Origin of the sequence: Shewanella frigidimarina NCIMB 400 (assembly GCF_000014705.1) — a bacterium.
Classification (GTDB): Bacteria; Pseudomonadota; Gammaproteobacteria; order Enterobacterales; family Shewanellaceae; genus Shewanella; species Shewanella frigidimarina.
In genome coordinates, this window is the sequence record NC_008345.1 from 4,553,022 (window position 1) to 4,568,306 (window position 15,285).

General features: G+C 42.4%; 13 protein-coding genes. 5 read left to right on the plus strand and 8 right to left on the minus strand.

The window, feature by feature from the left end; all coding sequences use genetic code 11:
* Positions 1 to 9 precede the first annotated feature (9 nt).
* The 3 genes from leuC to leuA are packed head-to-tail and all read right to left on the minus strand — an operon-like array spanning position 10 to position 4,081.
* Positions 10 to 1,422: a 3-isopropylmalate dehydratase large subunit gene (leuC, locus tag SFRI_RS19645; protein ID WP_011639228.1), complete on the minus strand. Its 1,413-nt coding sequence runs from the start codon at positions 1,420 to 1,422 to the stop codon at positions 10 to 12.
* The gene (leuB, locus tag SFRI_RS19650) at positions 1,422 to 2,516 is read right to left on the minus strand and encodes a 3-isopropylmalate dehydrogenase (RefSeq protein ID WP_011639229.1); all 1,095 of its coding nucleotides are present in this window, start codon (positions 2,514 to 2,516) and stop codon (positions 1,422 to 1,424) included. Before leuB ends, leuC begins: the two co-directional genes overlap by 1 nt.
* Positions 2,513 to 4,081 (minus strand): 2-isopropylmalate synthase, encoded by a 1,569-nt coding sequence (gene leuA, locus SFRI_RS19655; protein ID WP_011639230.1) that lies wholly within the window; start codon positions 4,079 to 4,081, stop codon positions 2,513 to 2,515. The genes leuB and leuA overlap by 4 nt, the downstream gene beginning before the upstream one ends.
* Before the next feature lie 520 nt (positions 4,082 to 4,601).
* Here leuA and SFRI_RS19660 point away from each other — a divergent pair.
* A complete protein-coding gene (locus tag SFRI_RS19660; RefSeq protein ID WP_041413249.1) occupies positions 4,602 to 6,449 on the plus strand; it encodes a diguanylate cyclase in 1,848 nt (615 codons plus the stop codon).
* 4 nt (positions 6,450 to 6,453) lie between these two features.
* On the opposite strand, the gene recQ is transcribed toward SFRI_RS19660, so the two are convergent.
* Entirely contained in the window at positions 6,454 to 8,301 is a 1,848-nt protein-coding gene (recQ, locus tag SFRI_RS19665) for a DNA helicase RecQ (RefSeq protein WP_011639232.1), read from the minus strand.
* Positions 8,302 to 8,502: 201 nt separating this feature from the next.
* Here recQ and SFRI_RS19670 point away from each other — a divergent pair, with 201 nt between their 5' ends.
* Complete coding sequence (locus tag SFRI_RS19670) at positions 8,503 to 8,967, plus strand: thioesterase family protein (protein ID WP_011639233.1); 465 nt, start codon at positions 8,503 to 8,505, stop codon at positions 8,965 to 8,967.
* Between the two features lie 124 nt (positions 8,968 to 9,091).
* Positions 9,092 to 10,000, plus strand: coding sequence for an EamA family transporter RarD (rarD, locus tag SFRI_RS19675; protein WP_011639234.1), 909 nt, complete (start codon positions 9,092 to 9,094; stop codon positions 9,998 to 10,000).
* 115 nt (positions 10,001 to 10,115) lie between these two features.
* Here rarD and argA read toward each other — a convergent pair whose 3' ends face one another.
* The 4 genes from argA to radC all read right to left on the minus strand — a co-directional run bounded on the left by argA (position 10,116) and on the right by radC (position 13,127).
* Positions 10,116 to 11,435 carry an amino-acid N-acetyltransferase gene (gene argA, locus SFRI_RS19680; protein ID WP_011639235.1) on the minus strand — a complete coding sequence of 440 codons (1,320 nt, stop codon included), beginning with the start codon at positions 11,433 to 11,435 and terminating at the stop codon, positions 10,116 to 10,118.
* A 476-nt stretch (positions 11,436 to 11,911) separates the two neighbouring features.
* On the minus strand, positions 11,912 to 12,085 hold the full coding sequence (gene rpmG / locus SFRI_RS19685; protein ID WP_011494790.1) for a 50S ribosomal protein L33: 174 nt from the start codon (positions 12,083 to 12,085) through the stop codon (positions 11,912 to 11,914).
* Positions 12,086 to 12,091: 6 nt separating this feature from the next.
* Positions 12,092 to 12,328: a 50S ribosomal protein L28 gene (gene rpmB / locus SFRI_RS19690; protein WP_011639236.1), complete on the minus strand. Its 237-nt coding sequence runs from the start codon at positions 12,326 to 12,328 to the stop codon at positions 12,092 to 12,094.
* A 121-nt stretch (positions 12,329 to 12,449) separates the two neighbouring features.
* Positions 12,450 to 13,127, minus strand: a complete 678-nt coding sequence (gene radC, locus SFRI_RS19695) for a RadC family protein (protein ID WP_011639237.1) — start codon at positions 13,125 to 13,127, stop codon at positions 12,450 to 12,452.
* 496 nt (positions 13,128 to 13,623) lie between these two features.
* Here radC and coaBC point away from each other — a divergent pair, with 496 nt between their 5' ends.
* Both coaBC and dut read left to right on the plus strand, forming a co-directional pair.
* A complete protein-coding gene (gene coaBC, locus SFRI_RS19700) occupies positions 13,624 to 14,826 on the plus strand; it encodes a bifunctional phosphopantothenoylcysteine decarboxylase/phosphopantothenate--cysteine ligase CoaBC (protein ID WP_011639238.1) in 1,203 nt (400 codons plus the stop codon).
* The gene (gene dut / locus SFRI_RS19705) at positions 14,823 to 15,281 is read left to right on the plus strand and encodes a dUTP diphosphatase (protein ID WP_011639239.1); all 459 of its coding nucleotides are present in this window, start codon (positions 14,823 to 14,825) and stop codon (positions 15,279 to 15,281) included. The genes coaBC and dut overlap by 4 nt, the downstream gene beginning before the upstream one ends.
* The last annotated feature ends 4 nt before the right edge of the window (positions 15,282 to 15,285 follow it).

A 15,285-nucleotide genomic window follows, 5' to 3' on the forward strand; every position in this document is an offset into this window, starting at 1 on the left:
TATCTCGGTTTAGTAAGGTTTACGAATATCGACAAAGTGACCAGCTACAGCGGCGGCAGCAGCCATAGCAGGGCTGACCAAATGGGTTCGACTACCCCGACCTTGACGGCCTTCGAAGTTACGATTACTGGTTGATGCACAACGATCGCCAGCGTCTAAACGGTCATCATTCATCGCTAAACACATCGAGCAACCTGGTAAACGCCATTCAAATCCTGCTTCAATAAAGATTTTATCTAAACCTTCTTCCTCTGCCTGTAACTTCACTTGGCCAGAACCGGGTACCACAATCGCCACAACACCCTCTGCAACTTTACGGTTTTTAGCGTGCACAGCAGCGGATCGTAAATCTTCAATACGCGAGTTAGTACAAGAACCAATAAACACTTTATTAATGCTAATGTCAGTCATCTTAGTGCCCGGCGTCAGGCCGATATACTCTAATGCTTTAATCATACTGGTGCGATTGGTACTGTTGGTTTCAGTTTCTGGATTAGGTACTACACCATCAATCGCAACGACTTGACCAGGGTTAGTACCCCAGGTTAGCTGCGGTGCAATATCGTTGGCATCTAATACCACTTCGACATCAAACACTGCATCTGCGTCAGATTTAAGCTCAGACCATGCTGCAACAGCTTGTTCCCACATTGCATCTTTAGGCGCAAATTCACGACCTTTAAGATAGTTAAATGTGGTTTCATCAGGCGCAACCATGCCAGCTTTAGCGCCCATTTCAATGGCCATATTACATAAGGTCATACGGCCTTCCATGGTTAATGCTTCAATGGCTTCACCACAAAACTCAACCACGTATCCTGTACCACCATCCATGCCTAGCTTACCGATAATCGCTAACACAATATCTTTAGCCGTCACGCCATCGGTTACTTTGCCACGCACTTCAACTTTCATATTCTTGGCTTTTAACTGACGTAGTGTCTGGGTTGCCAACACATGCTCAACTTCAGATGTGCCAATACCAAATGCTAACGCACCAAACGCACCATGGGTCGCGGTATGAGAATCACCACACACAATCACAGTACCGGGTAAGGTAATACCCAGTTCAGGCCCCATTACGTGAACAATACCTTGATTAGGATGGTGAATATCGTATAAGCGCACGCCAAATTCTTTACAATTCTGTGCCAGTGTTTCAACTTGAGTACGTGCCATTGGGCTTAACGCATCTAAACTGGCGCTGCGCGTTGAGGTATTGTGATCCATGGTAGCAAAGGTTTTTTGCGGTGCGCGTAGCTTACGACCTGCCACTTTTAAACCACTAAATGCCTGCGGCGAGGTAACTTCATGGACTAAATGGCGATCAACATACACAACTGGCGCTTCGCCTTCTGGGCTGGCAACAATGTGTGAGTCCCACACTTTCTCGTATAAGGTTTTACCTGTCACTTGGGCCATTACACACCTTCCTTTATTGCCTGAGCGATAAAATCACCCATTTGCGCAGTAGACTTAGCTTCGCTGCGTTTGTCTGCAGCCAATAATTCACTGGTTAGATAACCACTTGCCAATGCTTTTGTCACTGCACGTTCAATAGCACTTGCCGCCTCTTCTTGCTTTAGGCTGTGGCGTAACATTAATGCAGCAGATAAAATTTGTGCCACCGGATTAGCGATACCTTGGCCAGCAATATCTGGTGCACTGCCACCAGCGGGTTCAAATAAACCAAAACCGGTGCTGTTCATACTTGCCGACGATAATAACCCCATAGAGCCGGTTAACATGGCAATTTCGTCTGATAAAATATCACCGAATAAGTTTGAACATAACATTACATCAAACTCATCAGGGCGGCGTAGTAACTGCATAGTCGCGTTATCAATATAGATGTGTTCTAAAGTGACATCCGGAAAGTCTTTTGCGACTTCTTCAACCACTTGGCGCCATAATACTGAACAGGCTAATACGTTGGCCTTGTCTACTGAGGTGACCTTATTTTTACGGCCACGCGCCGCTTCAAAAGCGATACGAGCAATACGGCTAATCTCGCGGCGACTATAGCGCATGGTATCAAAGGCTTCTTCATCGTCGCCTTCACCTTGACGTCCTTTCGGCTTACCAAAGTAAATACCACCTGTTAATTCACGCACACATAACACGTCAAAACCACGGGCTGATATATCACTACGAAGCGGTGACATGTGTTCTAAGCCGTCATGTAATTTGGCTGGGCGTAAATTACAAAATAGCTCAAAGTGTCCACGCAATGGCAATAATGCGCCGCGTTCAGGTTGATCGTTTGGTGGTAAATTTTCCCACTTAGGGCCACCCACACTACCAAATAAAATCGTATCAGCTGCTTCGCAGCCTTTTAAGGTCGCGTCAGGTAAAGGACAACCATGGTTATCAATGGCAATACCGCCGACATCAAACTCGGTGTATTGAATATCCAGTCCAAATCGTGTTTCTACAGCATTAAGCACTTTACGCGCTTCAGCCATCACTTCAGGACCAATACCATCACCTGACAAAACTGCTATTTGATAACTCATACGCCACCTAACTCCCTTTCTTTATGGATCTGTTGTTTAAAGTCAGCCACTTTATCTGCGCGGTACACTAAGTTCATCACATGCACTAACGCTTGAGCTGATGCTTCAACGACGTCTGTTGCTAAGCCTACGCCGTGGAACATTTGTTCATTATATTTTGCGGTAATATCAACTTGTCCAAGCGCATTTTGACCTTCGCCTTTTGCACTCAACTTGTAATTAGTAATATTGATTTTGCGATCTGTTGCTCGAGCAATGGCATTATATGCCGCATCCACAGGACCATTTCCTGTGGCAGCCTCAGTAATATCTTTACCATCTACAGCAATACGTACCGTGGCAGTCGCTACACCTTCAGTCGAATCTGAATGCACCATCATGTGCTGAAGCTGGTACTTATCGTCGTCTTGCGCTTGCGACTCCATAAATACCAATGCTTCTAAATCGTAATCGAACACTTGGCCTTTCTTATCCGCTAGGGTTAAAAACTGCTCGTAAAGGCTGTCCATGTCATAGTCAGTTGGTTTGTAGCCCATTTCTTCCATGCGGTGTTTAATCACATGGCGACCAGAGCGTGAAGTCATGTTCAAGTTATTACGGTTTAAGCCAATACTTTCCGGTGTCATAATCTCGTAAGTATTTTTTGCTTTAAGCATACCGTCTTGGTGAATGCCTGACGAATGAGAAAATGCATTGGTACCCACAATCGCCTTATTAGCTTGGATCGGCATGTTACATAACTGGCTGACTAGCGATGAGGTGCGGTGGATTTCTTTGGCGTTAATTCCACAATCCAAATCAAGCAAACCTTTACGGGTAGCAAGGATCATGGCGATTTCTTCTAACGAGCAGTTACCGGCACGTTCACCAATACCATTAATAGTACATTCAACTTGGCGCGCGCCCATTTCAACTGCTGCGATGGAATTAGCGACCGACAGACCTAAATCGTCATGACAATGAACCGAGATCACTGCTTGATCGATATTCGGAACTCGATTAAATAAGGTTTGAATAATCCCACCAAACTCACTTGGTACTGTATAACCAACGGTATCAGGAATATTAATGGTACGAGCACCAGCTTTAATGGCCTCTTCAACCATACGACACAAATTGTCTATTGGTGTACGACCAGCATCTTCACATGAAAACTCAACATCGTCCGTAAATCGTCTGGCGTATTTAACCGCATTAACGGCCATTTCTAATACATCATCAAAAGAGCGCTTTAATTTACTTTCAACGTGAATGGTCGAGGTAGAAATAAAGGTATGAATTCGAAACTGATCGGCTACCGACAAAGCTTGGGCTGCAGCATCAATGTCTTTTTCAAGTGCACGAGATAGCGCACACACACGGCTGTTTTTAATGGTTTTAGCAATCGTCTGCACCGATTTAAAATCGCCCGGAGAAGAAACAGGAAACCCAACTTCCATGACATCCACGCCTAAACGCTCAAGTGCTAGGGCAATTTGTAGCTTTTCTTTAACGGTTAAACTGGCTGCTAATGCTTGCTCACCATCACGTAAGGTAGTATCAAAAATTATGACTCTATTGGACATCGAATTTCTCCATCGATCATCATGTTTATTTGAATTAGCTGCGAGGTACACAGCAGGTTCATTTCAAAAGGGCTAAAAAAAACCCCGCGACTATTAGCGCGGGGTTTGTGTATGCTTAATGAATTATTTTGCATGTAACACAAAGGACTCCGCGCAGGATATGCGTGAGAGGAGAAGGAGTCCGAGTAAAACTGATTGTGTGTTCATTATGTTAATATTCACTTTTAATAACTAATTATGCTAAATGTTCGACATACAAAGTATGTCTGTACCTAATATGTAACGCGACCAGCCCTCTGTGTCAACCCTAATTTGGTCAACGTGAAAAAGATGATAGCGTACTAGTGCTTCATTACAGTTAACCAACGACAAACTCAACCAATATTGATTAATTTTCAATTAATGAACTTACCTCTCAAAGTGCAAATAAACATCAACCTAAGTTGCTGCATCGATTATATTTTTATGTATACGGATATAAATAATCGTATACTGCTATTACCCCATGTTAAGTAGATATATGACGATGATGTTGTCGAAAAAGAGTATTGAATATAACTTTAGTCGCATTTTTGCTTTAATCTTTGGCCTCACGCTATATTTAGTGACCACGGCGGCTTTCGCTCAACCATCGCAACGCTTATTACTCTCGGATGATATCATTGCCGAAACTCAACAGCTGAGTATTCGAGAACAACTCGATGTAATCAACAATATCAATACGCAAAGCTCTGCAGACGCCAAAACACTCATTGATTCACTCGAACAACAACATGTGAAACAACCATTAGCCAATATCGATGCTCTGCGCTTAACATTGTTACATTGTTTTAATTTATTGGAATTTGGCGAGTTTAATCAAGCTATTGTCTTGGCAAAGCAAGGTGAGAGTAATGCCAGACAGTTTAAATATGACACAGCTCGCCCTTACTTTATGCAATGCCAAGCAGCTGCACATCAGAGTCTCGGCAATACGTTACAAGAACAACAACTCACCGAAGAAGCACTACGTTTAGCCAAGCGTTACTCTGAAAAGCAAGCTATTGTAAACAGCCTTTATGCCAGAAGTAGACAAAATACTAGTCTAGAAAATTATAATACTGCCATTGAAGATTTGCGTTTTGCGTTAGATATTTTTGATGAGGCACAAACACAATTCCAAGATTGGTATATATTGCCGAAATCATATCTACAAGCCGAAATATCCAATGTATTTTTCTCAATGGGTGATATTGAAGAAGCATTACACTTTGCTGAACTAACTTATAAAGATTCATCGACCTTTGGTAAACTTAAATTTGCATTTGCGATTAACTTAGCACGAATTAATATGGTACAAAATGATAAAGCACAAGTGTTGTATTATCTCAACAAGGCAGAAACTGAAAATAACAAAAATACCTCAGAAAGAGACTTCGCAACAGGTAATGCCTTACTAGCTAGTATTCATTTGTATGTTGGTGATTACAACATCGCCGAAAAACTCGCATTATCAAGCATAGAACTGTTTACTAAATACCAAGAGCCTATTTATGTCATGCGCATCAAACGTACATTAGCCAAAGTGTATTTTGCACAAAACAAAGACAACCAGGCATTGTCATTGCTGAATGAAATTATTGAGCAAGCCACTGAACTTGAACAATTTTCGGATTTAGAAGAGTTTAACCAGATAATCAGCCAATACTACGCCGAACAAAATCAATTTGAATCGGCCTATCAATTTCAGGTGCAGCGTTTTGATGCCGCTAAACAGGCCACAGCTAAGTTAAACAATGCTCACTTTATGCAGTATAAGGCCAGAATAACAGCACAAAGTGAAGCCAGTACACCACCAGAGAAACCTGTCAGCAACATCAATCAAAACTTAACCATTACCGCCTTGATTATTTTGTTATTATCCGTTGGATTAGTCCTATTTTTGGCCCGCAAACCACAACGCCTCAATAGTGTGAATGCTCAAGAAGAAGACCAGCAGCAACGTATCGATAATATGCTAGATAATGCCAAACAAGGACACTATCAACTAAGCATGCTGCTGATTAATATCAACCATAATAATATTGCGGATATACCCTTTATCATTCCGCGGCTCAAAAACACACTTAGAGAGCAAGACCAATTGTTTCGGCATAATACCAATGAGCTCATTATTATCTTGCCACACGCATCGTCAGTGGGGGCGGCAAGAGTCATAACCCAAATAGAGCAAGTACTTGGCGAATGGAAACCCGAGATCAAAGTAAATATTGGTATGGCGAGTTTACAACAACTTGACACTTTTGAAGTGCTCGTTAAAAAAGCGGTTATCAATCAATTGAATAAAATAAAATCTCAAGAGAAAAGTAATTCTCCTGATGAAAACTAAACCATCAACCTTTGGTCAGATAATCAGAAATTTCATCTAAAAATTCGCCACCAAATCGGTCAAGCTTAATCTGCCCGACACCATTTACTGCGAGCATCTCGCCAGGGCTTGTGGGCAACATCGCACACATCTCAGCGAGCGTTGCATCGTTAAAGACTAAATAGGGTGGAATGTCATTTTTTTCCGCCAGTTCGCGACGCAGTAATTTTAACCGAGCAAATAACTTACGATCATACTGTTGCGGCGCACGCCCATTGGGTTTGCGCTTCACATCAATCAATTGAATCCGAGGTTCCGCTAACATTAGCGACAATTCTGCTTTAAGGATTGGTCTTGCGGCAGGGTTAAGCTTAATTGCAGAGCCGCGGGTAATATCCTGACTCATCAAACCTAAATGAATTAATTGGCGGATAACACTGAGCCAAAACTCAGTTGATTTATCTTTACCAATGCCCCATGTCGATAACTTATCATGGCCTCTATCTACGATGTTGGCCGCTTTTGAACCACGTAATACTTCAATTACATGGTGGATACCGAAACGTTGCTGTAAACGATAAATACAAGACAGCACTTTTTGAGCATCTTCAGTACCATCATATCGCTTAGGTGGGTCAAGGCAGATATCACAGTTACCACAAGGTTTTGAAGCCACTTCATCAAAGTAGTTTAACAACACTTGTCGACGACAAGTTTGCGCTTCAGCGAATGCTGCCATGGTATGCAATTTATGAAATTCGACTTGTTGTTGGGGCCCAGGTTCAGATTGCTCAATCAAATGCCTAACCCGGCCTATATCGGCAGGGTCAAACAACATATAAGCTTCAGCATCTAAACCGTCGCGGCCTGCACGGCCTGTTTCTTGGTAATAAGCTTCAATGCTTTTAGGAATATCGTAATGCACCACAAAGCGTACGTTAGATTTGTTAATCCCCATTCCAAAGGCCACCGTAGCCACCACAATATCAACTTGATCTTTTAGAAATTTATCTTGAACGTTACCACGATCTTCCTGGCTCAAACCGGCATGATATGCTTGAGCATTAAATCCTTGTAAACGTAAACGCTCAGCCACCTCATCAACTCGTCGACGACTGCTGCAATACACAATACCACTGGTGCCATTTTGGATAGTTAAAAACTGACGCAATTGATTAGCCGCATTGAGTTTTTCTGCCACGGTATAACGAATATTAGGTCGGTCAAAACTGGACAATAAAGTATAAGGGGTCACCCCTAAGCGTTCGCAAATGCTTAAACGCGTGGCGTGGTCTGCAGTCGCAGTTAAGGCCATTAAAGGTAAGTAAGGGAAATATTCTTTTAACTGACCCAAAGCCGCATATTCAGGTCTAAAATCATGACCCCATTGACTAATACAATGCGCTTCATCAACGGCAAACATCGAAACATCGACTGATTGCAGGCGCTCAATAAAATCAGGACGCAATAGTCTTTCAGGAGAGACATACAACAATTTAATCTCACCAGAATGTAATTTGCGTAACACCTCTGCACTTTGCTCACGCGGTAAAGATGAATTGAGATAAGCAGCTGACACACCACTTTGCAGTAAACTGTCGACTTGGTCTTTCATTAACGAAATTAATGGCGACACCACCACGGTCACACCAGGCAACACAATAGCAGGCAATTGATAGCACATACTTTTGCCGCCACCGGTAGGCATAATCACTAAGGTATCTTGGCCCTGTAAACTTTGCTCAATGACTTCTCGCTGCCCTTCACGAAAGGCGCGATAACCAAAAACTTGCTGCAGGCTCGCGGCAAGTACATCTTGCTCTGTCGTCAACACATCTGAGGACGCAATATTGGTCGAAATCGGAGTATCCATTAACACTACATCATCATTCAAAGGGTATTCATTTTAAAGCACTGAGCCACAGATGTCTTGAACCAAAACGCCTTTGCTATGTTTTCATCCAAGATAGAAGATTGAGTCGAAGCCACTTTAGGGTTAGATTAAATACTCTATGCCAGTAAGCCCGACCTATATACAACAACGATAATAATAATAAAACGACAAGGATTGCTCATGACCACATCTATTCAAACCCAAGCTTTACAGCAAGTTGCTAATATTTTTGATCAGCATGTTCCATTCCATAATCTGCTCGGTTTAGACATCAAACACTACGACATCAATGGAGTTGAAGTGGTAATAAAAATGAAACCCGAACTTATCGGCAATATTCATCAAAACATTCTTCATGGTGGTGTTACTGCGACATTACTTGATGTTGTCGGCGGACTCACGGTATTTGCTGGGCTAGTTGCCAGTAGAGAAGATTGGACCCTTGAAGAACTACAACAACGTTTAACCACCTTAGGCACTATCGATATGCGGGTCGACTTTTTACGTCCAGGCCGTGGTGAAATCTTCACAGGCACTGGCACCGTTATCCGCTCTGGTAATCGTGTATCCGTTTGCCGGATGGAGTTACATAATGAGCAAGGAGTTCATATCGCATTTGGTACTGGCACTTATATGGTGGGCTAAGTTCCATTAGCGCAATATAAAGCTGACACTTGAGCGATAAAAGAAATCGCTTAAGCACTTGTGTCATGCAGGGGGGCGACCTACAATCGCCCTCTCTTTTAGATCTTCCCACTGTTGACTCACTATGCCTGATTTAGAATACCGTAAAGGGGTGCTTCTCGCCATTTGCGCCTACACCATCTGGGGTGTTGCCCCGCTTTATTTCAAATTACTACATCATGTGCCTGCCACCGAAATATTAATGCACCGTGTCATTTGGTCATTTATATTCATGGTTATTTTGATGCAATTCATTGGTGGATTTAGTCGTTTACGTCTTATTTTAAAACAGCCTAAGCAACTACTAATATTACTGATCACTTCTGTATTAATTGCCGCTAACTGGTTACTTTTTATCTGGGCTGTTAACAACGACCACATGCTCGATGCTAGCCTAGGCTATTTTATCAATCCGCTGTTTAACGTGTTACTGGGAATGGTATTTCTGGGTGAGCGCTTGCGAAAATTACAATGGGTTGCGGTGGCGTTAGCCAGTATAGGAGTACTAGTGCAGTTGGTCTCTTTTGGCTCTATTCCGCTAGTATCATTAGCGCTGGCTGCCAGCTTTGGTTTTTATGGTTTACTGCGCAAAAAAGTCAATATTGACGCCAAATCAGGTTTATTAGTCGAAACAGCAATCTTGTTACCAATCGCTCTGGGTTATCTATTCATCACCTTAGACAGTTCGACAACTAGCATGCTGACCAACACTCTCGACCTCAATTTACTGTTAGTCGCTGCCGGTATTGTCACAACAATCCCGTTACTGTGTTTTGCAGGTTCTGCGGTCAGAATTCCCTTTTCGATTTTAGGTTTTTTCCAATACATTGGCCCTAGCATCATGTTCATCTTAGCGGTAAAACTGTTTAATGAGCCGTTTGATATCGAAAAAGGCATTACCTTTGGATTTATTTGGGGCGCGTTAGTTATCTTTGTTGGCGACATGACATTGCAACGCCAACGACGTAACGCCTTAGCCAAAGCGTCAGCATAATGAACTCTACAATGGGAAGATGAAGTCACTCAAAGCACTGATGCTTCACCCACAAAAAAGCCGGATGATTTTATACTCATCCGGCTTTTTTTATGTATTAACTGTCTTGTTACTTCTACAAATCTAACGCAAGAATTTTTGAGCGGCGCTGGTAGTTATACAGCTGTTTTTTCTTATTCGGCAGTTCTTCAACATCAACAATATTAAACCCATGTTCTAAAAACCAATGGATACTTCGGGTCGTTAACGCAAATAGACGTGAATAACCCCGCACGCGAGCTTGGCCAATAATGTTATTAAGCAAAATGCTGCCACGATCTGCATCGCGATAATCCGGATGAACCACTAAACACGCAAACTCACCCGCATTGTCTTCTTCAAACGGATACAAGGCTGCACAACCAATCACTAAGTTGTCGCGCTCAACCAGCATAAACTGTTCAATTTCCATCTCCAGTTGTTCGCGTGAGCGACGCACCAAAATGCCTTGTTCTTCCAATGGGCGAATAAGGTTTAAAATACCGCCTATATCGCTAATGGTTGCTCTACGTAAACGTTCGGCGCTTTGTGTAACAATTTGGGTACCAATCCCTTCGCGTGAGAATAACTCTTGCAGCAATGCACCGTCTTCTAAATAACTGACTAAGTGACAACGAGGCACACCTCGGCGGCATGCTTCAATACTGGCTTTTAAGAAAGCAACGGTCCCAACTGAAGTATGGTCGTCAACAGCCATTGTCTTAAGCATTTCTTCGATGTCGTCCGGCATCAACTCGGCAATGACTTCACCATTTTTACCGATAAGGCCGTTAGTATCGCTAAAACCAATAATCTTATCGGCCTTTAGCTTTATCGCTACTTGGGTCGCAACTTCTTCAGCGGTCAGGTTAAAGCTTTCACCTGTAACTGAAGCGGCAATGGGCCCCATTAATACAATACCGTTATTATCTAATTGACGACGTAAGCCTTGCGCATCAATACGGCGCACCTTGCCACTTAAACAAAAATCGACACCGTCATCTACACCTAATGGTTGTGCAATAACAAAATTACCACTCACCAAGTTTATTTGCGCGTTTTGCATCGGCGTATTGCCTAAGCTCATCGACAACCTAGCAGTAATATCAAATTGAGTAGCACCGGCAACCTGCTTGATAATTTTCAGGGTTTCATCATCGGTAATACGAATACCATTGTGATATGCCGGTTCAATTCCAGCCGCTTTTAGACCAGCATCAATCTGTGGTCTTGCTCCATAAACTAACACCACCTCAATCCCAAGTGAGTGCAACAAAGCCACATCATTTAAAATACCGCGGAATTGTGGGTGCGCTAATGCTTCTCCACCCAACATAACGACAAAAGTTTTACCTCTATGAGCATTAACATAGGGCGCAGAATGACGAAATCCATCAACTAATTCAGTGGTTCTCACGGGCAAATTCACCTCGGTATAAGTTTGATGTTCATTAATGACGATGACAATAAATGCCACATAACAGTTTGCTGTATCAAAAAAGAATGGTATTGCATTTTAATTCACTTTTAAAGCATTTTATTTCACTTTAAGTAAAACACAGTGTCTCAATATTTTATGAAAAAAGCATTACAGCCAAAAAGTTAGCTTGTTTTAGCTGTTAATAATACTTTACGCATTTAATTATGATATTTGCATCACATCTGTTTAGCAAAATTTCAACATAATTGCGCTATAACAATGTGGGGACCTCAATAAAATATCATCACACTAGCGATGTACTTCATGACGTAAACAGCTACTGCATAACCTAAATTCAGCAATTCAATACACGTCATAACTCATCCGTTAATCGTTCGATTCAGTATAGACTATTTTCAAACAGGCATAAAAAAAGCCCCAATGAAGGGGCTTTTTTAAGAATCAAAAATCAATTACTTGATTTTAGCTTCTTTGTACATAACGTGCTGACGAATGACTGGATCAAATTTCTTGATTTCCATTTTTTCAGGCATGTTACGCTTGTTCTTTTCAGTAGTGTAGAAGTGACCAGTTTTAGCACTAGATACTAATTTGATCTTCTCACGATTACCTTTAGATTTAGCCATTTTCTATTATACCTTCTCGCCACGGGCACGAAGTTCTTTAACAATCACTTCAATACCTTTCTTGTCGATAATACGGATACCTTTAGTAGATACACGTAATTGCACGAAACGCTTTTCTTCTTCTAACCAAAAACGGTGGTTTTGTAGGTTAGGTAAAAAACGACGACGAGTCGAATTTTTTGCGTGCGAACGGTTGTTACCAACCATTGGCTTCTTGCCAGTTACTTGGCATACTCTTGACATGTCAATCTTCTCCAAAACAAATTTTTAACGCTCGAGCATTAATGTGCCTCGTATGGCCGTCGCCCGAGGCACAAAGAGGGCGCATTTTATACACGATTGACCATAGAAGATCAAGCAGTGTTTATACAATCCACCCACGCTCGGCAAAGGAGACTATCTCCTGATCACCTACAACCATATGATCTAACAAAGAAACATCGATGGTTGCCAATGCATTTTTTATTCGCTCAGTTATTCGCCGATCAGCCTGACTTGGCTCTGCAATGCCAGACGGGTGATTGTGACACACAATTACCGCTGCCGCTTTTTTCTCCAAAACAAGGCTTACAACCTCGCGAGGATAAACAGAAGCAGAATCGATAGTGCCACGAAATAATTCTACAAATTGAATGACTCTATGTTGGGTATCCAACAATAGTAAGGCGAACACTTCATAGGATCGGTCTGCCAATTGTCTCATTAAATAGTCCCGAGTTAAATCAGGATTTGTCAAAATTTGCCCTCTTTGTAGATTTTCATGGGCAATTCGCTTAGAAATTTCCACTGCAGCCTGTAATTGAGCATATTTTACCGGCCCAACACCGGCTAATTTACATACTTGGCTTTTAGAGGCACTCAGTAAACTGCGCAAACCACCAAACTGATTAATCATGTTTCGGGCTAAATCCACTGCATTTTGCCCTGCCAAACCATTACGTAATATCACCGCGAGCAATTCTGCATCCGAAAGATGTCCTGCACCTTTGAGCAATAACTTTTCTCGCGGCCCTTCTCCTTGTGGCCAATCTTTAATTCCCATGAATGTCCCTTATATTCAATGTGGCGATGTCATTAAACGCATTAAGTCGACTCTTAATAATAAGAACAACACCGAATCAGCAAGCACAGCACCAATGACAAATTGTTGTCTTTTTCAAAAATAGAGTTCGAATTGCTTATACCAATCTCATTAAATATCTGATCAGTTCAGAGTCTCTCAGGTTTTTTAATTCAAGGCGCATTGATGTAGAAATGGTTGTTCCCTTTTAAATCGATGCAACACAGAAGTGGAATACCTGAGAGACTCCTTTCTGGCGGGTTTCAAAGTACTTTATGCTTCGTTAGATGTTTTCAAAATAGAATCACTATTCGCTTCAATCATCTGCCTTGCATACAGCACTTTGAACTCCCGCTGAAAGATCGCATATTTAATAGGATTGGTATTACACAGTATGGTCGATATTTTTGAGATTGGATCTGCGCAAATTGTCATAGGTTTGTGATATTGTTAGCCGCAATTAGGTTTGAGTCGGATAATGTGCATCATGCTGACAAATAAAAAAGTATTACTCGGAATTGGTGGCGGTATTGCCGCATATAAAAGTGCGGACTTAATCCGTCGATTAAAAGAGCGTGGCGCAGACGTGCGTGTCATCATGACTCAGAGCGCAATGGAGTTTATCACTCCATTAACCATACAAGCGCTTTCAGGCCATCCTGTAGCCTCTGATTTGCTCGATCCCGCAGCAGAGGCTGCTATGGGTCATATCGAACTTGCTCGTTGGGCTGATGTTGTATTGCTTGCACCTGCTACGGCAAATTTAATTGCACGTATTAATGCAGGCATGGCAGATGACTTATTAACAACAACCTGTTTAGCGACCAGTGCTCCCGTCATTGTCTGCCCTGCAATGAACCAACAAATGTACCAAAATATCGCTACCCAAGAAAACATGGCTAATTTAGCCCGTAAAGGTTTTACCATTTGGCAACCCGCCTCAGGTAATCAAGCATGCGGTGAAGTCGGCCCTGGCAGAATGCAAGAACCCGTCGTTATGGCAGAACAAATGATACAATTTTTTGGCCCTAAAATATTACAAGGCCATCAGCTGCTCATTACTGCAGGGCCAACGCGTGAAGCAATTGACCCCGTTCGCTATATATCTAATCACAGCTCAGGAAAAATGGGTTTCTCTTTAGCCCAAGCAGCCGCAGAAATGGGCGCAACCGTCACATTAATCTCAGGTCCGGTTAATCTAGCCACACCAGCAGGTGTCACACGTATTGATGTGAGCTCAGCACAACAAATGCTCGATGCAGTGATGGGACAGGTTGAACAACATAATATTTTTATTGGCTGCGCCGCAGTAGCCGATTATCGAATAGCTGATGTCGCGGATCAAAAAATCAAAAAATCGGCTGAACAAATGCAACTTGCGCTAGTGCGGAATCCTGATATCTTAGCCACGGTAGCTCAGCACGCGACTCGTCCATTCACAGTAGGTTTTGCAGCAGAAACCAACGATGTAGAGCAATACGCCCGAGGCAAACTGCAACGCAAAAAGCTTGATATGATTGCCGCCAATGATGTCTCTATTCAAGGCTTAGGCTTTAATGCCGATAGCAATGCACTACAGGTATTTTGGCAAGACGGCAGCCAACAACTGCCCGCCACAGACAAACTGACACTGGCGCGCCAATTACTTACATTGATAGAACAACAATTAAAAAAATCATGAAAACACCCATTGAACTAAAAATTATCGACTCACGCATCGGCAATGAATTTCCTTTGCCAGCTTATGCGACACCCGGTAGCGCAGGCATGGATTTACGTGCAATGATCGACACCGCGATGGTCATTGAGCCAAGTCAAACCGTATTAATTCCAACAGGTATCGCCATTCATGTGGCAGACCCAAGCCTTGCAGCGGTGATTTTACCGCGCTCAGGCATGGGTCATAAACATGGCATTGTTTTGGGTAATTTAGTGGGCTTAATTGACTCCGATTACCAAGGACAGTTAATGGTGTCATGTTGGAACAGAAGTGATAAACCATTCACACTCGAAATAGGCGATCGATTAGCACAATTGATGTTTGTACCCGTTATACAGGCAACATTTGCCGTAGTGGATGAGTTTAATAGCTCAGATCGTGGAGAAGGCGGCTTTGGTCATTCAGGCACCAAATAACCTT

Excerpts from the sequence above, each read along its gene's own strand:
- leuC (WP_011639228.1), bottom strand. The coding sequence starts at position 1,422 with ATGGCCCAAGTGACAGGTAAAACCTTATACGAGAAAGTGTGGGACTCA.
- leuB (WP_011639229.1), bottom strand. The coding sequence starts at position 2,516 with ATGAGTTATCAAATAGCAGTTTTGTCAGGTGATGGTATTGGTCCTGAA.
- leuA (WP_011639230.1), bottom strand. The coding sequence starts at position 4,081 with ATGTCCAATAGAGTCATAATTTTTGATACTACCTTACGTGATGGTGAG.
- SFRI_RS19660 (WP_041413249.1), top strand. The coding sequence starts at position 4,602 with ATGACGATGATGTTGTCGAAAAAGAGTATTGAATATAACTTTAGTCGC.
- recQ (WP_011639232.1), bottom strand. The coding sequence starts at position 8,301 with ATGGATACTCCGATTTCGACCAATATTGCGTCCTCAGATGTGTTGACG.
- SFRI_RS19670 (WP_011639233.1), top strand. The coding sequence starts at position 8,503 with ATGACCACATCTATTCAAACCCAAGCTTTACAGCAAGTTGCTAATATT.
- rarD (WP_011639234.1), top strand. The coding sequence starts at position 9,092 with ATGCCTGATTTAGAATACCGTAAAGGGGTGCTTCTCGCCATTTGCGCC.
- rpmG (WP_011494790.1), bottom strand. The coding sequence starts at position 12,085 with ATGGCTAAATCTAAAGGTAATCGTGAGAAGATCAAATTAGTATCTAGT.
- rpmB (WP_011639236.1), bottom strand. The coding sequence starts at position 12,328 with ATGTCAAGAGTATGCCAAGTAACTGGCAAGAAGCCAATGGTTGGTAAC.
- radC (WP_011639237.1), bottom strand. The coding sequence starts at position 13,127 with ATGGGAATTAAAGATTGGCCACAAGGAGAAGGGCCGCGAGAAAAGTTA.
- coaBC (WP_011639238.1), top strand. The coding sequence starts at position 13,624 with ATGTGCATCATGCTGACAAATAAAAAAGTATTACTCGGAATTGGTGGC.
- dut (WP_011639239.1), top strand. The coding sequence starts at position 14,823 with ATGAAAACACCCATTGAACTAAAAATTATCGACTCACGCATCGGCAAT.